Origin of the sequence: Flavobacterium sp. SM2513, from assembly GCF_050908145.1 — a bacterium.
Taxonomy (GTDB): Bacteria; Bacteroidota; Bacteroidia; order Flavobacteriales; family Flavobacteriaceae; genus Flavobacterium.
Window position 1 is genome coordinate 2,188,495 of sequence record NZ_CP194228.1, and the last position, 22,585, is coordinate 2,211,079.

General features: G+C 35.3%; 21 protein-coding genes and 1 pseudogene. 19 read left to right on the plus strand and 3 right to left on the minus strand.

Features of this window, described 5'->3' with window-relative positions; translation table 11 throughout:
• Positions 1 to 2: 2 nt before the first annotated feature.
• Positions 3 to 1,694, plus strand: a complete 1,692-nt coding sequence (locus ACQ5J2_RS09160) for a tetratricopeptide repeat-containing sensor histidine kinase (protein WP_432670105.1) — start codon at positions 3 to 5, stop codon at positions 1,692 to 1,694.
• Positions 1,695 to 1,703: 9 nt separating this feature from the next.
• Positions 1,704 to 2,363, plus strand: coding sequence for a LytR/AlgR family response regulator transcription factor (locus tag ACQ5J2_RS09165; protein ID WP_432670106.1), 660 nt, complete (start codon positions 1,704 to 1,706; stop codon positions 2,361 to 2,363).
• 879 nt (positions 2,364 to 3,242) lie between these two features.
• On the opposite strand, the pseudogene ACQ5J2_RS09170 reads toward ACQ5J2_RS09165, so the two are convergent.
• Positions 3,243 to 4,455: pseudogene (locus ACQ5J2_RS09170) on the minus strand (IS256 family transposase).
• A 191-nt stretch (positions 4,456 to 4,646) separates the two neighbouring features.
• On the opposite strand from ACQ5J2_RS09170, the gene ACQ5J2_RS09175 reads away from it, so the two are divergent.
• On the plus strand, positions 4,647 to 5,258 hold the full coding sequence (locus ACQ5J2_RS09175) for a hypothetical protein (RefSeq protein WP_432670107.1): 612 nt from the start codon (positions 4,647 to 4,649) through the stop codon (positions 5,256 to 5,258).
• 75 nt (positions 5,259 to 5,333) lie between these two features.
• On the opposite strand, the gene ACQ5J2_RS09180 is transcribed toward ACQ5J2_RS09175, so the two are convergent.
• Positions 5,334 to 6,014 (minus strand): Crp/Fnr family transcriptional regulator, encoded by a 681-nt coding sequence (locus tag ACQ5J2_RS09180; protein ID WP_432670108.1) that lies wholly within the window; start codon positions 6,012 to 6,014, stop codon positions 5,334 to 5,336.
• Positions 6,015 to 6,119: 105 nt separating this feature from the next.
• Here ACQ5J2_RS09180 and ACQ5J2_RS09185 point away from each other — a divergent pair, with 105 nt between their 5' ends.
• The 12 genes from ACQ5J2_RS09185 (at position 6,120) to ACQ5J2_RS09240 (ending at position 19,256) form a co-directional block, all read left to right on the plus strand.
• Complete coding sequence (locus tag ACQ5J2_RS09185; RefSeq protein WP_432670109.1) at positions 6,120 to 8,504, plus strand: heavy metal translocating P-type ATPase metal-binding domain-containing protein; 2,385 nt, start codon at positions 6,120 to 6,122, stop codon at positions 8,502 to 8,504.
• A 74-nt stretch (positions 8,505 to 8,578) separates the two neighbouring features.
• Positions 8,579 to 8,767, plus strand: coding sequence for a cbb3-type cytochrome oxidase assembly protein CcoS (ccoS, locus tag ACQ5J2_RS09190; RefSeq protein WP_432670110.1), 189 nt, complete (start codon positions 8,579 to 8,581; stop codon positions 8,765 to 8,767).
• Between the two features lies 1 nt (position 8,768).
• Positions 8,769 to 10,958, plus strand: coding sequence for a cytochrome-c oxidase, cbb3-type subunit I (ccoN, locus tag ACQ5J2_RS09195; RefSeq protein ID WP_432670111.1), 2,190 nt, complete (start codon positions 8,769 to 8,771; stop codon positions 10,956 to 10,958).
• A 4-nt stretch (positions 10,959 to 10,962) separates the two neighbouring features.
• Positions 10,963 to 11,130, plus strand: coding sequence for a CcoQ/FixQ family Cbb3-type cytochrome c oxidase assembly chaperone (locus ACQ5J2_RS09200; RefSeq protein WP_432670112.1), 168 nt, complete (start codon positions 10,963 to 10,965; stop codon positions 11,128 to 11,130).
• Positions 11,131 to 11,152: 22 nt separating this feature from the next.
• The gene (locus ACQ5J2_RS09205; RefSeq protein WP_432670113.1) at positions 11,153 to 12,067 is read left to right on the plus strand and encodes a cbb3-type cytochrome c oxidase N-terminal domain-containing protein; all 915 of its coding nucleotides are present in this window, start codon (positions 11,153 to 11,155) and stop codon (positions 12,065 to 12,067) included.
• A gap of 15 nt (positions 12,068 to 12,082) precedes the next feature.
• On the plus strand, positions 12,083 to 13,504 hold the full coding sequence (ccoG, locus tag ACQ5J2_RS09210; RefSeq protein WP_432670114.1) for a cytochrome c oxidase accessory protein CcoG: 1,422 nt from the start codon (positions 12,083 to 12,085) through the stop codon (positions 13,502 to 13,504).
• A 6-nt stretch (positions 13,505 to 13,510) separates the two neighbouring features.
• The gene (locus tag ACQ5J2_RS09215) at positions 13,511 to 13,966 is read left to right on the plus strand and encodes a FixH family protein (protein ID WP_432670115.1); all 456 of its coding nucleotides are present in this window, start codon (positions 13,511 to 13,513) and stop codon (positions 13,964 to 13,966) included.
• 10 nt (positions 13,967 to 13,976) lie between these two features.
• Positions 13,977 to 14,678: a sulfite exporter TauE/SafE family protein gene (locus ACQ5J2_RS09220; protein WP_432670116.1), complete on the plus strand. Its 702-nt coding sequence runs from the start codon at positions 13,977 to 13,979 to the stop codon at positions 14,676 to 14,678.
• A gap of 197 nt (positions 14,679 to 14,875) precedes the next feature.
• A complete protein-coding gene (locus ACQ5J2_RS09225) occupies positions 14,876 to 15,835 on the plus strand; it encodes a PDDEXK nuclease domain-containing protein (protein ID WP_432670117.1) in 960 nt (319 codons plus the stop codon).
• A gap of 520 nt (positions 15,836 to 16,355) precedes the next feature.
• Positions 16,356 to 16,622 (plus strand): hypothetical protein, encoded by a 267-nt coding sequence (locus ACQ5J2_RS09230; protein ID WP_432670118.1) that lies wholly within the window; start codon positions 16,356 to 16,358, stop codon positions 16,620 to 16,622.
• Between the two features lie 393 nt (positions 16,623 to 17,015).
• Positions 17,016 to 17,420, plus strand: a complete 405-nt coding sequence (locus ACQ5J2_RS09235) for a hypothetical protein (RefSeq protein WP_432670119.1) — start codon at positions 17,016 to 17,018, stop codon at positions 17,418 to 17,420.
• Positions 17,421 to 17,450: 30 nt separating this feature from the next.
• Positions 17,451 to 19,256, plus strand: a complete 1,806-nt coding sequence (locus ACQ5J2_RS09240; protein WP_432670120.1) for a hypothetical protein — start codon at positions 17,451 to 17,453, stop codon at positions 19,254 to 19,256.
• 349 nt (positions 19,257 to 19,605) lie between these two features.
• Here ACQ5J2_RS09240 and ACQ5J2_RS09245 read toward each other — a convergent pair whose 3' ends face one another.
• Positions 19,606 to 19,743, minus strand: coding sequence for a hypothetical protein (locus ACQ5J2_RS09245; protein WP_432670121.1), 138 nt, complete (start codon positions 19,741 to 19,743; stop codon positions 19,606 to 19,608).
• Positions 19,744 to 19,954: 211 nt separating this feature from the next.
• Between ACQ5J2_RS09245 and ribB the strand changes: the two genes are divergently transcribed.
• The 4 genes from ribB (at position 19,955) to ACQ5J2_RS09265 (ending at position 22,445) form a co-directional block, all read left to right on the plus strand.
• Positions 19,955 to 20,617: a 3,4-dihydroxy-2-butanone-4-phosphate synthase gene (gene ribB / locus ACQ5J2_RS09250; protein WP_432670122.1), complete on the plus strand. Its 663-nt coding sequence runs from the start codon at positions 19,955 to 19,957 to the stop codon at positions 20,615 to 20,617.
• Positions 20,618 to 21,193: a Crp/Fnr family transcriptional regulator gene (locus ACQ5J2_RS09255; protein WP_432670123.1), complete on the plus strand. Its 576-nt coding sequence runs from the start codon at positions 20,618 to 20,620 to the stop codon at positions 21,191 to 21,193.
• Positions 21,194 to 21,232: 39 nt separating this feature from the next.
• Positions 21,233 to 21,637: a hypothetical protein gene (locus ACQ5J2_RS09260; protein WP_432670124.1), complete on the plus strand. Its 405-nt coding sequence runs from the start codon at positions 21,233 to 21,235 to the stop codon at positions 21,635 to 21,637.
• 115 nt (positions 21,638 to 21,752) lie between these two features.
• The gene (locus ACQ5J2_RS09265; RefSeq protein WP_432670125.1) at positions 21,753 to 22,445 is read left to right on the plus strand and encodes a metallophosphoesterase; all 693 of its coding nucleotides are present in this window, start codon (positions 21,753 to 21,755) and stop codon (positions 22,443 to 22,445) included.
• The last annotated feature ends 140 nt before the right edge of the window (positions 22,446 to 22,585 follow it).

The following is a 22,585-nucleotide window of genomic DNA, read 5'->3' on the forward strand; positions in this document are numbered from 1 at the left end:
CCATGAAGTATTTTTGTTTCTTTACGCTCTTACTTTTTCAGTTTTCTTTTGCCCAAAATGACTCCATTGTCAAGTTGGGCAAGCAATTAACGTATGAAAATAAGCACAGTGAAGCAATTGCTTATTTCAATAAACACCTAGCACAACCCAAAAACAGCGTGCAGGAAATTGAATTACTCCTTGCATTAGCCGACGTTTATAAACTGGAATTGAAGTTTAATAAAGCCAACGACCATTACCTTCGAGCCTACAAACGCATTTTAGAAATTAAAAACGAACAGCTGGAATTCCTCTATTATGTCAAGCGGGCGGAGTTTTACAGAAAGCGAACGCTCTACCAGGAAATGGTAAAACAACTGGATAAAGCGGGCAATATATTGAAGAAGCATCCTATTAACGATGCTTACCTAGCAAAGTACTACAGCAGAAAAGCAGCGCTTTTTACGGAATACTACAACATAGCCGACTCCACGTTGGTATTTGCAAAAAAGTCCTTACTCTATGCCACTAAGATTAATGACAAAGACAATATCTTCTACTCACGGCTAGAGATTGCTTGTGTATATGAGCGAGAAATGGATTTGAAACGGGCAATTGACGAATTTGAAAGCCTCATTGCCTACGCAAAAGAGAATCGTCTGGTACAAAATCAAGCAGATGTCACTATTAATTACATCAATGTATTAATCAAAGACAATCAAATTGATAAAGCACTAAGCGAGGCTCTTGCCGCTATGGCATTTGCTAAAAAGTATAACCTCCTTTACAATGAAAATATCTTTACCATAAAAGTATATGAGCTGTATAAGGGTTTGAAAAAATTTGAAAAGGCTAATGAATATTTAGAATACCGACATGAATTGTCAGAACGCTATTATGAACTAGAACACAACCAATTTCTTTTTGAACTCGAAGAAAAGTACAAAGTTGACGAAAAAGAGAACCAGATTACGATAAAAAACCTAGAACTCGTCAACAAGAGTAAGGAATTGTCTACCAATAAGGTTCGGTTTTATATTTTTTTAGGGCTGTTTCTTGCCGCATTAGTAATTGCGTTATTAATTGCTTATTTTCTTAATAAAACACGTGATACGAACAAGGAACTGCAATTTCTGTCGCAACAAAATGAGTTTCTCTTGAGCGAAGCCAATCACCGGATTAATAATAATTTGCAGCTCATCATCATCCTTATTGAGGTGCAGCTTAGCAAGATAAGCGAAAGCGAAGGACAAGAAATTCAGAAGATTCTAAAAAAGATAAACTCCATTGCAACATTGCACCGTCACTTGTACCAATCAAACGACAAGCGACACGTTAATAGCTACAAGTATCTAAAAGACATACAAGTAAGTTTTTCAGATTTGTTCTTAGAGAACGGTATCAAAACCAAATTTACAATAGAATCCATAGAACTTTCTGCCGATGTATCCATGTATTTGGGATTGTTACTTACAGAACTTTGCATCAATTCCATCAAACACGCATTTGAACAGCAGGACCAAAAAGAAATTCGCTTTCAGCTAACGAAAGACACAGAATTTTTTTATTTTTACTATTCCGATAGTGGAGTAGGACTACCTCAAGACAGTATACAACCCAAATTAATTGAACAAATGTGCCGTCAACTCCGAATTAAGTACACCATTACAAACGAAGATGGCTTCTGTTTTTCATTTAAAAAAGAACATATATAACCTATACTCATGATATTAAGCTCCAAAATATTAATAGTAGAAGACGAAATTTTAATTGCCGATTACCTGAAAGAACTGCTTCAACAGGAGCATTTTGCAGCGATAGAACTGGCACACGATAAGGAAGAAGCTCTAACGCTTATGCAGTCCTTTTTGCCTGATATTATACTAATGGACATCAATTTGCATGGTGCAAATACCGGCATTGATTTGGTAGAACATAAGAACGAAAACGCCAGCGTGCTATTTCTAACAGGCCAGTCAGACCTTGGACTGATGACGCGTGCATTTGCAACCAATCCCGATGCTTATTTGACCAAACCAATTAAAAAAGTTGATTTAATTGCAGCCATTCGTTTGCAAATTCACAAGCAACAACTCAAATTTATTACCGTGAGAGACGGCTATAAAATGGTAAAAATCAACCTTGAAGATGTGCTATTTGTAAAAAGCGAGAATAATTACATTGACATACAACTTGCAGACAAAAAGTATTCCATCCGTCAAACCCTTGATGCTTTTATTAAGGAAATACAGTCGGAAGCGTTCCTGAGGGTGCACCGTTCTTATATTGTGAATACTTCTAAAATTACGATGAAAAAGACGGGTTCTGTAATCATCAATCAATTTGAAATCCCTTTTTCAAGAAATATTGATTTATCGCTGTAACTTTTGATGAAAAATTATGCTTAAACCTTCCCTTTATTTCCGTTTCAAGTGAATGATTTTTAGCAACCTATCTCTAAAAGTAAATTATAAAAAAAGGGAGGCACAACTTCAGTACCCATTTTTTATACCTTACTCTAAATTAGAACATTACCTAATTATTTGCATTTTGTGTAATTTCTTAAACAGAAACTAGTGCTGTTTTGCACAAAAGGCAGTGTTTTGTTTATTTCATTAATTAAACTTTAAAAACCATAATCCGCTAGTAATTAGTGATTTATGTAGTTAAAATTCTACAAAGCGGGTGTGTTTGGTATTAAATTAATTCGCACATTTACAAAACAAATTTGTTGAGGATTTAAACCATAATTCAAAAGCATTTAGTAATTGCTGAATTATCTAAATTAAATCAACAAAGAAGTTAGTGCTTTTCTCTAGTAGAAATCACTATAATAGTAAACGCCTAATTCATTTAATTTTAAGCCAAAATGACAACAACAACTTCAAATACTACAAATAACAACTCTTATAGTTATTTACGTACCAATTGGTTTTTTCCCAAAGGACTTGCATTATTACCCAAACAACTGCCGTCCTAACCCCGAAGTTTAAAAAATTAAATTTTATGTTCTTGCATTTGTTTTAAGGATTTTAATATAGGTTACGACGCGTTAGTGAGTGGCTACGAAAGTCTCGTGAGAGGTTACGGAACTTACGTGGGTGGTTACGAAATCTTCGTGAGTGGTTATGAAACTTTCGTGAGTGGTTATGAAAATCTCGTGAGTAGTTATTAAACCTTCGTGAGTGGTTGCGAAAGTCTCGTGAGTGGTTTCGTAAGTAAAATGAGACTGGACAGAATTTTGTGTAAACTCTTTTTTTGTATTAATGTTTAATTCTGCACCTTTCCCCAAAGATAACCAAAAACTGATTCATTATCAATCCCAACTTCAAAATGGGTTTTGTCCATGACTTTTCATTATTAAGTATTGCCACGTAAACCGACTTTTTAAGGCTTTTTTCATCAGGGAATTGCACCTTGGTTTTGGTGTATTTTCGGATACCTCTATTAAGGTTTTCGATGGTATTTGTGGTGTAAATTATTTTTCTTAATTCAGGTGGATACTCTAAAAAGGGCATTAGGTTCTCCCAGTTATTCTCCCAACTATCAATTGCATATTTATCCTTTTCTCCCCAAGTTGTTTTTAGCAACTTTAAAGCTTCTACAGCTTGTTCTTCATTGTTGGCGGTGTAGATTTGTTTCATGTCTGTACAGAACTGTTTCCGGTCTTTATAAACCACAAATTTTACACTATTACGGATTTGATGTACAATACAAAGCTGGGTAATTGTTTCAGGAAAAACACCTTTTATAGCTTTTGTAAATCCTGCTAAATTATCAGTACAAGCGATTAAAATATCCTCAACACCTCTTGATTTTAAGTCTGATAAAACACTCATCCAAAATGATGCTGGTTCAGTTTTATTGAGCCACATACCTAAAACTTCTTTCAATCCATCAGGCCTGAGCCCAATAACCTCGTGCATTGCACTGTTAATGTATTTGCCATCAACTCGAACTTTAAGATGTACGGCATCCAACCAGACCACTAAGTATTGAGGTTCTAAATACGTTTTGACCATTCTTCAACATCTGCTAAAATCTTATTAGAAATAGTAGAAATGGTGCTTTCACTAACGCTGATGCCATAAACTGATCTGACCTGTTTACGATATCGCTACGTGTCATTCCTCGGCTGTACATCCCTAAAATAGCGTCCTCTATTTTTTGACTCATTGTTTGTCCTTTCGGAATAATTTGGGAATCAAAATTGCCGTTTCTTTCCCTGGGAATTTTTAAAACCATATCGCCAAAGGTTTCTGATTTTATGGTTTTATCGAACGAACCATTTCTACTATTCCCCGAATTATAACCTTCTTTTTGATGCTTTTCATAACCCAAATGAGCGTCTAATTCGCCCTGCAAAAGCTGTTCAATTTCTTGCTTATATAAGCTCTCAAAATAACTGTGGAAATCTTCTTTTGAGTCAAATGCTTTTGCAAAATCTTTTGGCAACTTTCCGGCTGTAATTTTCATCCTCTGTAATTTTAAATTGTTAAATGTACTCTTTTAAAATTCCCTTTTAGTTCTAGTTCTTAATTGGCGCCAATTAAGAACTAGAACTAAAAGAAATGAGTTTACACAATCTAATGACTACTCCCTATTTGGATTAAAAAACTGATTTGTTGTAAAGTATGGTTTTTTAAGTTTAATCTAAATATAAAATTATGGACTATATACCCTATAAAGACAGCGAAAGAGCAATGTGGAATGCTAATTTGAATAAAAATATTGAGGCTATAGGTGCAAGCTTAGGACTTGACGCCGCCGATATTTTGGAGGTAAAAAGAGTTACCGCCGCTAATGCAGCCGCCATTAAGGCTAGCAGCGATGCACTTTTAGCTTCAAAAGCCGCTACTGCAGCCAAGGCTTCGCAGTTAAAATCGGGAAATGCAATACTTAGAACCATTGTTCGAAAAATGAAGAGTAGTTCTACGTACACCACTGCTATTGGCACTTCGCTCGACATCATTGGCGATGATACTAGCGTCATTGATTACAACAACTATATGCCAAAAATTAAAGTGAGGGTGATGCCAGGAAAAGTCCGTATTACTTTTGTAAAAAACAAACTCGATGGCGTTACTATTTACGGCAGATTTAAAGGACAAATTGCTTGGCAGAAACTAGCTTTTGACAACTATAGTCCTTTTGAAGACAAGCGTCCGATAGCAATTCCCAACATACCGGAACACAGGGAGTATATGGCAATTGGTGTGAAACATGATGCAGAAGTTACGCTTCAAAGTGCTATTGTTGAGGCGGTTTTTGGAGGGTAGAGATGGAATAAAGTTCAGTTTCTGAAAAGATTTATTTCTGCGATAATTGTGTTTTCTAAATAAAACCTGAAACAATTATTCAACCATACGTTTCAACTTTGCTTTATCCAGAATTGTGATTTTCTTACCGTTAAGTTCAATTAATCCGAGTTTCTTAAATTCAGATAATAAGCGGATACAACTTTCTGTTGCGGTGCCTATAATACTTGCAATTTCTTCCCTAGACAGCTGCAGTTTCAGAGAATTATCTTCCATTATACCGAAATTATCCTCTAAATAAAGTAAGGTTTGTGCCAAACGTTCTTTCACGTTTTTCTGTGCCAAATTCACTAAAGTATCATCTGCTTCTTTTAAATCACCACAAACTGATTTCATAACACTCATCGAAAAAGCGTTATTATTATTGAAAAACCCTAGAATATCGCTTTTTGGAATAAAGCAAACCTCCATATCTTCCACTGCAATTGCACTTAAATTTGCAGGTTCGTCACTTATTAAAGAACGTTGACCAATTAATTCACCTTTTTGGGTTAGTTTGACAATTTGGTCTTTACCATTTGCACTTAATTTTGTCATTTTGCAAACACCCGCTTTAATACAAAAAACGCCGTTGACATTTTCACCTTCTACAAAAAGAGCTTCACCTTTTTTGAATGTCGTCGCTGTTTTGCAACTAGACATGGTGATTAATTCGTCTTTTGTCAGCGTTTTTAAAGAGCTGAATTCTCTAACTATACATTGTTCACATTTACTCATAACACACTGTTTAGTGACTGACAAAATTACATTTAATATATGACAAATATCATAGATTGGCTGAACAACTTGTTAGAAATTTGCAAAAGGTAAAAGAGTAAAGTTATGGATACTTCCCAAAGTTGTTTCCATTGTGGTTTAGAAATTAAAAAATCTGATTTAATCGTTTTTGACAATAAGGATTTCTGTTGTAGAGGGTGTCAAACCGTTTACGAAATTTTTAGTGCCAATGATTTAGGTTGTTATTATGATTTCGAAAATGCACCAGGAGCGACGCCATTAGACATTGATGGTAAATATGATTTTTTAGACAACGAAAAAATTCTCGAAAAACTTTTAGAGTTTCAAGAAGAAAATACCGCTGTGGTTTCACTTACGATTCCGCACATTCATTGCAGTTCCTGTATTTGGATATTGGAAAATTTGCATCGTCTTGAATCCGGAATTCGAACTTCTATGGTTAATTTCAATGAAAAAACCGTTCGAGTGACCTATAATTCGGATGAGGTTAGTCTGAAGAAGATTGTTAATATGTTGAGTTCAATTGGTTATGAACCCTATATCAGTTTAGAAAATTACGAAACAGGTGTAAAAACGGAAGACCGAAGTTTGACCTATAAATTAGGCGTTGCTTTTTTCTGTTTTGGAAATATCATGCTGCTTTCGTTTCCCGAATATTTCGAAGAGAATGAGTTTTGGCTCGACCAATATAAAGGTTTTTTCCGTTGGCTGATTTTTGCTTTGGCTCTGCCCACATTTTTCTACTCTGCCAGTGGTTATTATGTTTCGGCTTACAAAAGTATTCGATCGGGAATGTTGAATATTGACATCCCAATTGCTTTGGGAATTGTTGTTATGTTCGTCCGAAGCACCGTGGATATTATCATGGGACACGGTCAAGGTTTCTTTGACAGCTTATCCGGATTGATATTCTTTATGCTTTTGGGTAAAATGTTCCAAATAAAAACCTATAACTTCTTGAGTTTTGAAAGGGATTTCAAGTCTTATTTTCCAATTGCCGTTACCAAATTATCAAATGGACTCGAAGAAAGTGTACCCATTTACGACGTCATCAAAGGCGACCGTTTATTGATTCGAAACCAAGAGTTGATTCCTGTAGATGGTATTTTACTTTCGCAAGAAGCTACGTTGGACTATAGTTTTGTAACAGGTGAAGCCAATGCAATTGTCAAAAATTCAGGTGATAAAGTATTTGCAGGAGGAAAACAAATTGGGCAACTCATAGAAATGCAAGTTTTGGAAAGTGTTTCACAAAGCTACTTGACCCAATTGTGGAGTAATGATGTTTTTCAGAAGAAAGTAAACCAACATTTCAAAACAATTACCGACACGATAAGTCATTATTTTACACCAATTCTGCTTATCATTGCATTTGCAGGTTTTGGATACTGGATTTTCTTTGATGTCAATACCGCTTTTAATGTTTTTACCGCAGTTCTGATTGTCGCTTGTCCGTGTGCATTGGCTTTAACGGCTCCATTTACATTTGGAAATATACTTCGGATTTTAGGTAAGAAGAAAATTTATTTAAAAAATGCGTTGGTTATTGAGCAATTGGCAAAAGTCGACACCTTGGTTTTTGATAAAACAGGAACCATTACAACAACAGAGAAATCTACTATTGATTATAAAGGAGTAGGGCTTTCAAAACAGCAGGAAAGTTTAATAAAAAATAGCTTACGTGCCTCTAACCATCCTTTGAGCAGAATGCTTTATGCGGAACTGCCGGAGGTTGATTTCTTGAAAATGGATTCTTTTGAAGAATTTGTAGGAAAAGGAATTGAAGCGCATTATGAAGGGAATAAAATTGTTTTGGGTTCGCCCAATTTCGTAGGAACAATTCAACCACAAAATGTTGCTGAAACGAGTATTCATATCGCTATAAACGATACTTATTTAGGGAAATTTATTTTCAAAAATGCCTATCGTGAAGGTTTGTCAGAACTTTTTAAAGAGCTTTCGCAAAAATACCAACTCAACATTTTATCAGGAGATAATGATGGCGAACGGGAATTTCTGGAAGCATTTTTACCACCCAATACAAATCTTATTTTCAATCAAAAGCCGGAACAGAAATTAGATTTCATCAAAAACTTGCAAGACAGTGGGCGAAATGTAATGATGATTGGCGACGGACTCAATGATGCTGGAGCTTTAGCGCAAAGTAATGTGGGGATATCCATATCAGAGAATGTAAATGTTTTTTCACCGGCTTGCGATGCGATACTAGATGCTAGTGAGTTTTATAATATTGGTAACTTCCTGAAGCTCTCACAAAAAGCAATTAGAACGATTAAAATGAGTTTTACCTTATCGTTACTATATAATGTAGTAGGTTTGGGTTTTGCGGTTACAGGAAATTTATTGCCATTAGTTGCCGCTATTATTATGCCGTTTAGTACTATTACTATTGTGAGTTTTGTAACGATAATGAGTACTATTTATGCAAAAAAACTGCATTTAAAATAATATTGAGTTTATGATATTTATCATAAAATTTAGTTAACAAACCCAGTAATTTTGTCCTAACACAAATTAGAGGTATGAGTGTCATTTATTTATTAATATCCGTAAGTATATTCGTTGCTATCGTTTTTTTTATTGCTTTTATAATGGCAGTAAAAAAAGGACAATATGATGATGATTATACGCCTTCCGTCAGAATGCTTTTTGACGATGAAATAAAAACAAAACCAAAACAAATTAAAACAACCCCTGAAAAAAAAGTCTAATATGGAGATGCAACAATTTTATTACGACAACAAAATTGTAAAGAAGTTCATTTATGCTACTATCATCTTTGGAGTAGTAGGAATGAGTGTCGGTCTATTATTGGCCACAATGTTTTTGTTCCCTAACATAACTGACGGTATATCGTGGTTAAGTTTCGGACGATTACGACCTTTACATACGAATGCAGTGATTTTTGCTTTCGTAGGAAATGCATTCTTTGCCGGAATGTATTATTCCATGCAACGATTACTAAAAGCCAGAATGTACAGTGACTTATTAAGTAACTTACATTTTTGGGGATGGCAATTAATTATAGTTGCTGCTGCAATAACACTTCCTTTAGGTTACACTTCTTCAAAAGAATATGCCGAATTAGAATGGCCAATAGATATTGCAATCGCATTCATCTGGGTGGTGATGGGTATCAACATGATTGGAACGATGTTAAGACGTCGGGAACGACACTTGTACGTTGCAATTTGGTTTTACCTTGCTACATTCGTAACCGTTGCTGTTTTACATATTTTCAACAGTTTAGCACTTCCGGTTAGTGCTTTAAAAAGTTATTCTGTTTATGCCGGAGTTCAAGATGCCTTGGTGCAATGGTGGTACGGTCACAATGCAGTAGCGTTTTTCTTAACGACTCCTTTCTTGGGATTGATGTACTACTTCGTTCCTAAAGCTGCAAATCGTCCGGTTTATTCGTACCGACTTTCTATTATTCACTTCTGGTCGTTGATTTTTATTTATATCTGGGCTGGACCGCACCACTTGTTGTATTCGGCTTTACCGGATTGGGCTCAGAATTTAGGAGTAGTATTCTCATTGATGCTATTGGCTCCATCTTGGGGTGGAATGATTAACGGACTATTGACCTTACGAGGTGTTTGGGATAAAGTTAGAGTAGAACCTGTTTTGAAATTTTTCGTTGTAGCTATTACGGGTTATGGTATGGCAACATTTGAAGGTCCAATGCTTTCGCTTAAAAATGTAAATGCTATTGCACACTTTACAGACTGGATTGTAGCACACGTACACGTTGGGGCATTAGCTTGGAACGGTTTCATGGCATTTGGTATGATTTACTGGTTGGTTCCTAGAATGACAAAAGGAAAACTATTCTCAACTAAATTAGCCAACTTACACTTTTGGTTAGGAACATTAGGAATTATTTTATATGCCTTACCAATGTACGTTGCAGGTTTCTTGCAAGCTTCTATGTGGAAACAGTTTAATCCTGATGGAACTTTAATGTACGGGAACTTCCTAGAAACCGTTACTCAAATTATTCCTATGTATTGGATGAGAATGTTTGGTGGAGTCCTTTATATTTTAGGAATGTTGATATTGGTTTACAATATTTATAGAACACTTCGTGCTAATGATGCCATTGAAGATGATTATGCAGAAGCACCCGCTTTAGCACCAATTAATAAAGGAAGATTGAAAGGGGAGAAATTCCACCCATGGTTAGAGCGTCGTCCTATCCAGTTGACTATTTTAGCTACAATCGCTATTTTAATTGGAGGAATTGTTCAGATTGTACCTACTATTATGGTCAAATCTAATATTCCAACAATTGCTGCGGTAAAACCGTACACACCATTAGAACTTCAAGGTCGCGACATTTACATCCGTGAAGGTTGTGTGGGATGTCACTCTCAGCAAGTTCGTCCATTTAGAAGTGAAGTAGAACGTTACGGACCACAATCTAAAGCAGGAGAGTACGTGTACGATCACCCATTCCTTTGGGGTTCAAAACGTACAGGTCCAGATTTGATGAGAGTTGGTCAGAAATACAACGACAACTGGCACTTTAACCACATGTGGGATCCGCAAAGTACATCAGCAGGTTCAATCATGCCAGGTTACAAATGGTTGTTTGACAATGAAGCTATGGACAATTCTGATATCGAAACGAAATTAGAAGTGATGCAAACCTTAGGTGTTCCTTATACGGATGCTGAAGTTGCAAACGCAAGAAAAGCGATGGCAATTCAAGCACAAGGAATTGAAGACAACTTACATGCAGATCCTGACTTTGTAAAAAGTTACGAAAACAGTAAGAAAGCAGCTGCCGCAAATGGAGAGAAATTCGTACCAATGAGCGAACGTGAAATTGTAGCAGTAATTGCATACTTGCAACGTTTGGGTACTGATATTAAAGTAAAAGATAACGCTAAAAAATAAAGCTATGTTTGAAGCAATAAAACACAATATGGAGACAATAGTTGGGGTAGCAATATACCCCATCATCTCCCTACTTATTTTCTTTTTCTTCTTTGTAGGATTGGGAATATGGGTTTATGGTTATAAAAAAGAAGCAATTGACGACATGAGTCAAATTCCATTAAACGATTAATTAAATTTTAAAACACAGAAACATGAAAAAACTTATTCCAGCTTATGTGAGAGTGCCCGTGCTGTTTTTTATAGTTGCATTAACCATGGAATTCTTTATCGACTCCGGTAGTAAGCCAGCATTCATAGAATTTCCCATGGTTTCACTCTTTCTTCTATTCTTCTTGTTTTTATTAATTGCAGTTGAAATTACGATTAGTGCTGTTGATAATGTTACCTATCAATTACTATCTGAAGAAGAAAAACAAAAATTGGCGTCAGAGGAAAACTTAAGTGTATCCGAAAGCACGTGGTATAAAAACATGATGCAGAAGTTGACCAGAACCAGACCAATGGCAATGGAAGGCGAATTGCTACTAGACCACGATTACGACGGTATCAAAGAACTTGATAATGATTTACCGCCTTGGTGGAAATACCTTTTTATCATTTCAGTTATTTGGGGAGTTGCTTATTTTATTCATTATGAAATGCTAGGCGGCGACGACCAAGAAATGGAATTGAAAAAGGAAATTGCAGAAGCTCAAATAGCACTTGAAGAATACAAAAAAACAGCACCGGATGTTATGGATGCTGACAAAGTAACGCTACTTACGGAAGCGGGTGACTTATCAAAAGGAAAAGCAATATACCAAACCAATTGTGCGGCTTGTCACAAAATAGATGGTGGTGGTCAAATTGGACCTAACTTAACAGACGAACATTGGGTACTAGGTGGTGGAATCAAGAATGTATTCCATACTATTTCTGAAGGTGGACGTGATGGAAAAGGAATGGTAGCCTGGAAATCAATTTTGAAACCAACAGAAATCCAACAAGTAGCGAGTTATGTATTGTCGTTGCAAGGAACAAATCCAGCTGATGCAAAAGCGGCAGAAGGTGATGTGTGGAATGAAGAAGCAGCAACGGAAGCAAGTCCAGAAGTGGCAACAAAATAAATAAAACAAAATATCATGTCGGAACCGTATGAAGATGAATCTTTCAGAGATACGATAGGAACGCTAGATAAAGAGGGTAACCGGAAATATATTTTTCCTAAAAAACCGCATGGAAGATTTTATAAATACAGGCAATACGTAAGTTATCTTCTGTTAGCCATTTTAGTGGCAAATCCGTTTATAAAAGTGAACGGTAACCAATTCATGATGTTTAATGTTCTGGAAAGAAGATTTAATATTTTTGGATTCCCTTTTTGGCCACAAGACTTTTACTTATTCGTAATAGCAATGTTGGTTGGAGTGGCATTTTTACTCTTGTTTACCGTTGTATTCGGACGGATATTTTGCGGATGGATTTGTCCACAAACCATATTCTTAGAATTAGTTTTCCGTAGAATTGAGTATTGGATAGATGGCGACCGTGGTTCACAAATCCGATTAAATAAACAAAAATGGGATGCTGAGAAAATCCGTAAACGGGTAACCAAATGGATTATCTTTTTTATCATTTCATTCTTGATTGCCAATGTATTTCTCGCCTACTTAATAGGTAGTGACCAACTGTTTTTGATGATGCAAGATGGACCGGCGGTTCACACCAGCAATTTCATCTCCCTGTTGATTTTTACAGGAGTGTTTTACTTTGTTTTTGTATGGTTTAGAGAGCAAGTTTGTATTATAGCTTGTCCTTATGGAAGGTTGCAAGGTGTACTTTTAGACAATAAATCCATCAATGTTGCGTACGATTTTGTTCGTGGCGAAAAAGAGGAGGGTAGAGCCAAATTCAATAAAAAAGAAGACCGAGCATCTACCGGAAAGGGAGATTGTATTGATTGCAACCAATGTGTGAATGTGTGCCCGATGGGTATCGATATCCGAAACGGAACGCAACTGGAATGTACCAATTGTACCGCTTGTATTGACGAATGTGATACCATTATGGAAAGCGTCAACTTACCTAAAGGCTTGATTCGGTACGCTTCTGAAGATGAGATTGTCAAAAAAGAACCGTTCAAGTTTACGGCTCGAATGAAAGGATATAGTGCATTGTTGGTTATTTTAATAGGCGTGCTAATCGGAATGTTGTTCTTGAGAAATGATGTGGAGGCAACTATTTTACGATTGCCAGGACAACTTTTTGAACATAAAGGAGCCAACATTAGCAATGTGTACACCTACAAGATCATTAATAAAACGATTAAAGATTACGACAACGTTCATTTCAAAATTTTGGAACCAAAAGGAACCATCAAGAATGTAGGAAATGATGGGGTGACGTTAAAACGCGAGGGCGTATCACAAGGAACTTTGTTCATCGAAATTGAGCAAGCCTTATTGGACGGCGATAAAACGAAGGTGAAAATTGGTGTGTTTAATGGTGAGGATTTGCTGGAAACGACCACCACTAACTTTTTAGGACCGCGAACATTTAATTAGATAGTTATGAAAATCAAAATAGGCTGGGGAACGTCAATTGTAATAGCAATTGCACTGTTTATGTCCTTTATTCTGTACTTTGTGATTAAAGTACAGTCGGATTCAAAATACGATAATGACTTAGTAGTAGAAGAATATTACAAGAAAGATGCACTTTATGGCGAAGATTACATCAAGATGCAAAACGCAGCAGATTTAGTGGAGAAACCAATGGTCATCCAAACCAACGATTCCGTTGAAATTAAATTTCCTTCCTCAATGAATCTTCAAGAAATTAAAGGAACAGTGTCCTTTTACCGACCGTCTAACAAGAAATTGGACTTTCAAGTACCAATTTTATTGTCAAAACCATCTTTACTCATACCTAAAACTAATTTGGTAGGCGGTCGTTGGGACATTAATTTAGATTGGGATTACCAGTCTAAAACCTATAAATTAAAAGAAACAATTTACATCAACTAATTAAATCATAATGCTGTACACGGCGTTTATATTTGGCCTTATTAGTAGTTTTCATTGTGTAGGGATGTGTGGTCCTATCGCAATGATGCTGCCTGTTGACCATCAAAACTCTACCCGAAAAGCATTTCAAGTTGCCACTTATCATCTCGGCCGAATGACAGCTTATGCCACCATCGGACTCATTTTTGGCGCGTTGGGAAAAGGTTTTTTTATGGCGGGAATGCAGCAACAACTTTCGATAGCTGTAGGTGTTTTGATGATTGCTTTTATTCTTGTTCCTGAACGCAAATTGGCCCAATACAACTTCTCCAAACCCGTTTATAAAATCATTTCCAAAGTAAAATCTTCTCTCGGAAAACAATTTAAAAACAAAAGCTACAAATCACTTTTCACCATCGGTTTACTCAACGGTTTCCTGCCTTGCGGAATGGTTTACGCGGCACTCTTTGGCGCCATTGCCATGCAAAGTGTTGTTTTCGGAGCCTTTTACATGATGCTTTTTGGTCTTGGAACGATGCCTTTAATGAGTGTCGTTATTTATGTCAACTCTTTTGTTACGCCCTCTTTTCGTAATAAAATCCAGCATGTTATTCCTTATGTAGCCGTCTTTATCGGCTGTCTTTTTATCTTAAGAGGTTTAGGTTTAGGCATTCCCTACATTTCTCCTTCTACTATGAGTTTGTTTGTGAGTGAAGGTGCGAATTGTTTTTGATAATAGTATCTGTAAAACCTTTAATCTTAATTTAGAAAACTTATATTCTATCTTTTTTCTTATTTTTGATTTTCAATCCTTTTGCTATATTTACAGTTTAAGAATTGAAATTTAAGTGTAAAATCAATCATTGCTATAAATAGTTGTAGCCTAATTTTGCAAAATAAAATGGCAGATAGAACCATACCCTATAACAATTGAGTAGTTGTATAAACGAAATACAAACTGCAAGACAACATATTGCCATCAAAGTAAACCAAAGCACTATTTCGGTTTATTGGAATATAGGTGCATTATTGTCTCAAAAAGTACAAGTTGCATCTTATGGGAATAGTATAATTTTGAAATTATCTGAAGATCTCAAAATGAAATTTCCAGACATGGGACTTTCTCCCAGAAATTTGTGGAATATGAAAAAATTTTATGATAGGTTTTGCAATGCAGATACAAAACTGCAACGCTCCGTAGCAGTTTTGCCATGGAGTCATAATTTACTGATAATGAGCAAGGCCACTTCAGATGATGAAGCACTATTTTATGCTTCAAAAACGGTAGAAATGGCTTGGACAAGAGATATTTTGCTAAACTATATCAAAGCGGGAGCTTATTTGCAAGAAACCACTACAGTAAAAAGTAATAATTTTAAAGAAACATTACCAGAAAACGTAGCCAGTTATGCTAACGAACTTTTAAAAAGTAGTTATAATTTGGGTTTTCTAGGCGTTACAGCATCCTTAAAAGAACGCGATTTAGAAAAGCGACTGGTCGAAAAAATAAAGCATTTTATTTTAGAATTAGGCAAAGGTTTTTCATTCATTGGTAATCAATATCGGTTAGAATATAATGAAAAAGAATATTTTGTGGATATGTTATTTTACAATCGTGATTTAAAATCACTTGTAGCAATTGAACTCAAAATAGGTGAATTTCAACCTGAATATATTGGTAAAATGAATTTCTATCTTTCATTACTAGACAAATTTGAACGAAAAAAAGACGAAAACCAACCCATTGGAATTATTTTGTGTGCTGATAAAAATCATTTGGACGTAGAAATTGCTTTACAAGACATCAATAAACCAATTGGTGTTGCTGAATATAAATTACTATTGCCTAAAAATCAATTGGAAGAACTAATTATAAAAGAAATGCAGTAGTTTTTAAAGGCGTTTGCAAAATGAACAGCAAAATCTAAAGGCTCTTCGATACTCTCCAACCTCAAACCCACTTCATTCTTTACATAAACGTAACTTACCCAACTTCATCAGACAAGTTCAAGAATGATTTTACAGTATTACAAAAATAAAACAGCCCTTTTTTTATCAAAAAAACACTTCATTTCATAATTAGCAAATCATGTCAGGCATTCAAATTAATACAATTTCCTGTCAGAAGTAAGTATCAAGCCTTCAGAAGTACGAAAAACGTTTTCAGAAGTAACCATCAGGCTATCCGAAGACTGTTTCAGGTTATCCGATGACCATTTCAGACTGTCCGATGACCGTTTCAGGCTGTCCGTTGACCGTTTCAGGGTATTTTTTTGTCATTTGAGCACCTCTAGCGTTCTTTTTTGAATGATTTGGCTATTTTTAATAGCATTTGGTGGTTGTTGGGAAATGGCTGTTTTTTTCTGATGGGTTGAGAGATGCTAGTAGCCGAAAAATCGCTTTGGACTTAATGCTTAAAGGTATTAAAGACAATAGCTTTGAAGATAGAAAATATGGATTGGCTTTCTGGACGGATATCAAAACCAGATACGATGCCTTGGTAAAATTATCAAGAGAATTAGATGGCGGTATATCGGATAAAGTGGGTGATAAAAATGTATTGAAAGCGGAACTTCACGAAATTTTAAAGTCGATTATTACTGTTTTAGAAGGAAATTTCCCGAGAACCTATCACGAACAACTCCGCAAGTGGGGATTCCAGAAAGAGAAATATTAATGATTGTTTATAAAAAAATGCCTTGGGAATCGGGGCATTTTTTTTGGGATGCTAGTGAGGATACGCTGCATTTTAGTACATCCTTTCGTCTTACTTTTCTACACATGACTTTTAGATACGGTTAAAATGAATTCCTATTTGTATACTGCTTCCAACCGTGTTTTGCTTTTGAATGGGTTAAATATAAACCATTTTTAAAACCTCAAAGGCACTATTCCCTACACGATTTTTGGTTTCTTTTTAGTACACATTGATGTAATATTTTATAGTTTTAGTTGTACTCTCGCCAACATATAACGCCCTACTATCCCCTAAATGCCATTAATTTTGTTATATTTGGTTGAATCAGAGCGCGATTCTTAAAAATATCTCGTTCAACTAAATAATAAAATATTGAAAAGCATCGTATTTTTATTACTCTTACTGCCCACATATTTATTTCCTTACACAACAAATTCATTCGCATGCAAGTATCAGGTGTCAACCAATTACGATACGATGGTTCGTACGGTGCTGTTTCCAAAAAAACTGCAGAGGCTCAAGCAGCTAGTGAATGCATCTACAACTTTCCCCGCTGATTATTTAGATGCAGGTACTGCAACTTCCAACATCTGGGATTATATAGGCGTATGGCAGTACGGCAAAAACCAAGAAACTATAGCGATTTCCAAGTCTATAGCAGGATCAAACTTATCCATTCAGTACAATGCAAGTAGTGACGATTATGAAGACCGCTATTTTGAAAATGCGACCTTCAAGGACGGAAAAATTTATGGCGATTTTTATGGTGGAACATGAAATGTTATTTTAGAAATAGAAAATAGTAATTTGTTACTCACCATCAATCCGTTTCATGAGTTTACACCTTTAAAAAAACAATTGTTTAAAAGAAGTACACCGTTAATTTATAAATACAGCACAGAAACAAACAGTAGCACGGGATGTCTGCCTGCTGGAAGTCGGTTTTTAGTGGCGGCAACTGTAGTAAACAACATTCCGATACCCGAAAAAAGTAGCAATCAGTTTTCAGAAATTCCTTCATTTTTAAAGAACAGCAAGTATTGTACTCCCACAAAAATGTCAGATGCCAAACCTTTATTTATTGCAGAAAATAGAGCCGAGAATGACTTGATAAAATGCAATGATAGTGAGCGTTTTATCAAGCAATTGTACACTATAGAAAAATTAAAAGTACACACCACTTTAGTGGAAGTTGCTGAACAAAATACGGTAGGACAGAAAAAACTATTGATTGATAAGGAAGTGTATGCAAAATTGAGTTTACAAAAAATAAACCAGTATTACACGCAATTGTACATTACAGGCACAGTAGATTTAACGGCCGAATTTTATTCAATCACGGTTGACTTTCAATCGGAAGACGAGTATTTTACATATTTAATTAACTACGATAAGCAGGGAAATTATGCCGATCACCTACTCATTGGCAGAAGCGATTATGTAGAAAGTTTTACACCCATTCTGCCCATTTTTGCTCCAGGCGAAGTGTATGTGAATGCCACGATTTGGGTAGATACCAACGTAGAAACAAGTGGCTATCGTACTTATGATTCTAAAAGATATGTTATCAACGCAAAAGGACAGTTTGTAGCCATGAATTATGCGCCTTCTTATAGTCCAACTTCAATGGAATCTAAACTAATAGCCACACAAACGATAAAGAGTACGAGCTATGCCAACCCGCGTTTGCGCTTGTATTTAGATTTAAAAAATGCCAATAATCCTACTGGAGGATATGGCACAGGGTTATACACTACCTTAATTTCTGAAAACGGAAGCGAGGCAACCATTCCAATGGATTTATCTGCCGTTTGTGGGTTTTATGCACCGCCTTATGGGAGTTTTATAGGTCCGATAGGTCCACTGCAAAAACTGTTTTTTGCCCATACTCAAGAGGGAATACAACAAGGTTTGAAGATGGAATTTTACCTGAAAGACATTAATAACGACGGTATCGATGATTTAATTCTTCAAATTACAGACAATAGCTACGTTGTTGCTCCTGTAGATTACGTTTGTTTTATAAAGGAAGGAGGCACGTGGAACTACAGTGTGTTCAATGAAGTGGCAAATGCCTTTTCTAAAAATTACAATATCCCTTATGAGATGGTTTTTAAATCTTTTTATAAATCAGGGACTCCTCCAAATTCATTTAGTGTTGCAGTAGAAAGCAAAGAAGGCCTACTTCTGAAAAAGCATGAGAACCTTATTTATAGTTTTAAAATTAAAGACAGTGAGAAAAGAGTGAGCATTGCAGTGGCGGAAAAAGGAACGTATATTGTGTATAGGTTTGGGACCAAAACCAAAATAGAACTGGAATATGTAGCAGAACTGACAGATGAAACCAAGAAATTCAAGTACTACAAGGATGACCGAACCCTCGTACCGCCACGCAATTATTTAGAGCATCTAAGTTTTAAAAAAGGGGATTACGACTATTCGGTATTTAACAATTATATTGAAAGCACGCCTGAAAAAGGAATTGATATTCCTACACAAAATGGTGTGGGAATTAGAGTACGAAATATAAAAACAGGTAAAATTTCAGTTCTTGAAGCAGATCAAAATTCCATTCAAGGGGCTTTAGGGTTGGCAAAGCTTAGTACGAAATAGACTAAGAATTTGCAAATAAAAACTTTTATTTTACCTGTGCAACTGCCCCAGCAAATAAACACAACAGCTAGCGCGATGCCTCTAGCTCGTGCCCACAAAAAGGAGCAGCGAAACAAGTCAATAAAATAAAAAGCAACTCGAGAGGGTTGCTTTTTATTTTATTACCAGCGTTAAAAAGGCTCTTATTATCTTTTTAATAATTTGGAACTCGTTACAAAGTACCAGTTGAGATATCAATGAAGAAACCATTATCATTACGAAGTTAAATTCATCCATCAATCTTTGTTTTTTTCTGTAAGAGCTACTTTTATCAATTTTTGTATCGAATCCAGAGGCGAGTCTGTCCTAATTAATTGTATTTACTTTGCATAAAGCGGTCATAAATAAACAAATAATTGGCCCTTGCTAAATTAACTTCGTCCTTTAAATAGCATTGCAAAACCGAAATTAGCGTTGTGCCTTTATCTTCAATACTGGTATTATTCATTTGGAAAATTATGTAGAATAAATCTTTTAATGTAATAAATATCAGCCTTTAGTTCTGATTTTTCTATTCCTAATGCTTTATATTTAATGAATTATACTTTTTGTCCTGTGCCAAAAGATTTTCGATAATAAATAAATTTATTGACTTAGGTCAAATAATCTGACTTAAGACAACACTAGTTTTGCCATTCAAATAATAACAAGAATTTAAAATGGTACTTACAGAAGTAGACACATTAAAAATAGTTGGAAACGACAGTCAGGAACGATTAGAAAAAGCCTTAATACATCTTCAAAATGGAAAGGGAATTATTTTAATGGATGATGAAGACAGAGAAAATGAAGGTGATTTAATATTTTCGGCTCACAACATGACTAATGACCATATGGCACTCATGATTAGGAAATGCAGTGGTATTGTTTGCCTTTGTTTAACTAATGAAAAAGCGGATGCACTTCAATTACCCTACATGGTAAAGGAAAACACGAGTAGTTTTCAAACGCCTTTCACGATTTCTATAGAAGCGAGAGAAGGTGTGACTACAGGAGTTTCTGCCAAAGATAGGTTGACAACTATACAAGTGGCATGCAATGAAAATGCTAGAAGCACTGACTTAGCCAAACCGGGTCATATTTTTCCTTTAAGAGCAAATAAAAATGGTGTTCTAGGAAGAAAAGGGCATACGGAAGGCAGTGTAGATTTAATGAAATTAGCTGGCTTAAAACCAGAAGCCGTACTTTGTGAATTAATGAACGACGACGGAACAATGGCAAATGCGGACACGATTTTACAATTTGCATATGAGCAGGATTTGAAGGTCCTAACCATACAGGATATTATCCATTATCGTAAATTTGTACGAGACTATAGATAAATGAGAAATTACACAGAACTTACCAAATTCATAAAAAAGAATATTACAATTGAAGATGAAGATTTAAAAATCGTGTTATCTTATTTTAAAACAGTACAAAAAAACAAAAATGAGATTTTACTTTCAAATGGAATAAATAGTCAAGTTAGCTATTTTGTAAAAAAAGGTTGTTTAAGGCTATTTTACATCGATGAGGAAGGGAAAGATATTACCCGTTATATTGCTTTTGAAAATCAATTTGCAACAGAACTCGTTAGTTTTATAACCAATGAACCTGCTCAAGAAACGATTCAAGTCATTGAAAACAGTGAACTTCTCTATATTACCCACGACGACTTTAGATTTCTTATGACTATTATTCCCAAATGGAAAGATTTTTATAGTATCTACTTGGAAAAAGCCTACGTTAATAATTCAAAAAGATTAATTTCCTTTACCACACTCGATGCTTCAGAGCGCTACAAACAATTATTTAAAATAAACCCCGATATTGTTAAGCGTTTGCCTAACAAAATAGTGGCTTCTTATATTAATATATCACAGGAAACTTTAAGTAGAATAAAATCTAAAATTTAATAATCAGTAAAAAATATACCACATCTAAAACATAGAAACATGAAATACATACTAGTACTCGGGCTATTCTTGTTACAATTTAGCGGTTATGCACAATCGCTTGAGACAAAATCTAATTCTGAAAAGAGTAATGACAAGTTGTTATTAACCATCTTTCTTAAACATGATCAAAGCATGAACTTAAATGAAATTGAAAAAATAAGAACTAGTCAAGGTTTTTATGAAAATTTCCCTCCAGAAGGTGTCTCTATTGTTAATTGGTTTGTGGTCATGGGGCTTGGTCAAATGGTGGTGTTGGAACTTCCTGCTTCTAAATTATCAGCTGTAAATTTAGCAATTGAGCGTACTGCATGGAAGGCTTTTAAAACAGAAATTTATCCCACTTACAATCTTTATCCTATTCTAGAAAATAAGTTAAAAAATAAGACAAAGGTATCTTACTAAAATTTTAGAGTATAGAAACAGCAAGCAGACCTACTATACAGTCTGAGTTACAGAATAAAAGCATTTGCAATTTTTACATGCAAAACCTGTAGCAAACATTCAATACAAAATCATTATGGCAATTTATGCAATTGGAGATATACATGGCAGTATAAATGCGTTACGAACTATTTTTCAGCAGGGCTTAATAATAGAGAATGACAAAGTAGTTTTTCTGGGAGATTACATTGACAAAGGAACGAGTAGTAAAGATGTCATAGATTGGTTGATAAAAAAAAGTAAAGTATTTGACTTCGAGTTTATTTTGGGCAATCATGAGATAATGATGACCACTGCCAAATATTCGCCTGAAATATTTGTAGAGTGGATGCATGATTACGGAGGAACCTTCACCTTAGACTCCTATAACATTCATGACTACCAAAACTGGATGGATAAAATTGATAAAACGCATTGGGCTTTTATTGATTCTTGCTTACCGTATTTGGAAATTGGAGCATTCATTTTCGTTCATGCAGGATTGGAAAGAAACAAGAGTTTAAGCGAACAGAATAGCCATGATTTATTTTCAAAAAAGTTTGAAGAACCCGTAATGTATCACCCAAAAAAAACGTTGATTTGTGGACATACCGCACGGAAAAATGGAGAAATAGCCAATTTTAAGCATACCATTTGTATTGATACGTATGCACACGGCGGGATGTGGTTAACTTGTTTGAATGTGGAAACAGGCGAGTTCTTAAAAGCAAATAACACTGGACTAATTGAAAAAGGAAGACTCAAAGAATACACTTCATCGCTCAAATAAATTTAGCTCGTTTGAGGAAGTGTTCCCCCAGACAGCCCCAGCAAATAAACACAACCGCTAGCGTGATGCTTCTTGACTCGTGCCGATAAAAAGGAGCAGAGATACAAGATAATAACATAAAAAGCAACTCAAGAGGGTTG

Excerpts from the sequence above, each read along its gene's own strand:
- ACQ5J2_RS09160 (WP_432670105.1), top strand. The coding sequence starts at position 3 with ATGAAGTATTTTTGTTTCTTTACGCTCTTACTTTTTCAGTTTTCTTTT.
- ACQ5J2_RS09165 (WP_432670106.1), top strand. The coding sequence starts at position 1,704 with ATGATATTAAGCTCCAAAATATTAATAGTAGAAGACGAAATTTTAATT.
- ACQ5J2_RS09175 (WP_432670107.1), top strand. The coding sequence starts at position 4,647 with ATGGACTATATACCCTATAAAGACAGCGAAAGAGCAATGTGGAATGCT.
- ACQ5J2_RS09180 (WP_432670108.1), bottom strand. The coding sequence starts at position 6,014 with ATGAGTAAATGTGAACAATGTATAGTTAGAGAATTCAGCTCTTTAAAA.
- ACQ5J2_RS09185 (WP_432670109.1), top strand. The coding sequence starts at position 6,120 with ATGGATACTTCCCAAAGTTGTTTCCATTGTGGTTTAGAAATTAAAAAA.
- ccoS (WP_432670110.1), top strand. The coding sequence starts at position 8,579 with ATGAGTGTCATTTATTTATTAATATCCGTAAGTATATTCGTTGCTATC.
- ccoN (WP_432670111.1), top strand. The coding sequence starts at position 8,769 with ATGGAGATGCAACAATTTTATTACGACAACAAAATTGTAAAGAAGTTC.
- ACQ5J2_RS09200 (WP_432670112.1), top strand. The coding sequence starts at position 10,963 with ATGTTTGAAGCAATAAAACACAATATGGAGACAATAGTTGGGGTAGCA.
- ACQ5J2_RS09205 (WP_432670113.1), top strand. The coding sequence starts at position 11,153 with ATGAAAAAACTTATTCCAGCTTATGTGAGAGTGCCCGTGCTGTTTTTT.
- ccoG (WP_432670114.1), top strand. The coding sequence starts at position 12,083 with ATGTCGGAACCGTATGAAGATGAATCTTTCAGAGATACGATAGGAACG.
- ACQ5J2_RS09215 (WP_432670115.1), top strand. The coding sequence starts at position 13,511 with ATGAAAATCAAAATAGGCTGGGGAACGTCAATTGTAATAGCAATTGCA.
- ACQ5J2_RS09220 (WP_432670116.1), top strand. The coding sequence starts at position 13,977 with ATGCTGTACACGGCGTTTATATTTGGCCTTATTAGTAGTTTTCATTGT.
- ACQ5J2_RS09230 (WP_432670118.1), top strand. The coding sequence starts at position 16,356 with ATGCTTAAAGGTATTAAAGACAATAGCTTTGAAGATAGAAAATATGGA.
- ACQ5J2_RS09245 (WP_432670121.1), bottom strand. The coding sequence starts at position 19,743 with ATGAATAATACCAGTATTGAAGATAAAGGCACAACGCTAATTTCGGTT.
- ribB (WP_432670122.1), top strand. The coding sequence starts at position 19,955 with ATGGTACTTACAGAAGTAGACACATTAAAAATAGTTGGAAACGACAGT.
- ACQ5J2_RS09255 (WP_432670123.1), top strand. The coding sequence starts at position 20,618 with ATGAGAAATTACACAGAACTTACCAAATTCATAAAAAAGAATATTACA.
- ACQ5J2_RS09260 (WP_432670124.1), top strand. The coding sequence starts at position 21,233 with ATGAAATACATACTAGTACTCGGGCTATTCTTGTTACAATTTAGCGGT.
- ACQ5J2_RS09265 (WP_432670125.1), top strand. The coding sequence starts at position 21,753 with ATGGCAATTTATGCAATTGGAGATATACATGGCAGTATAAATGCGTTA.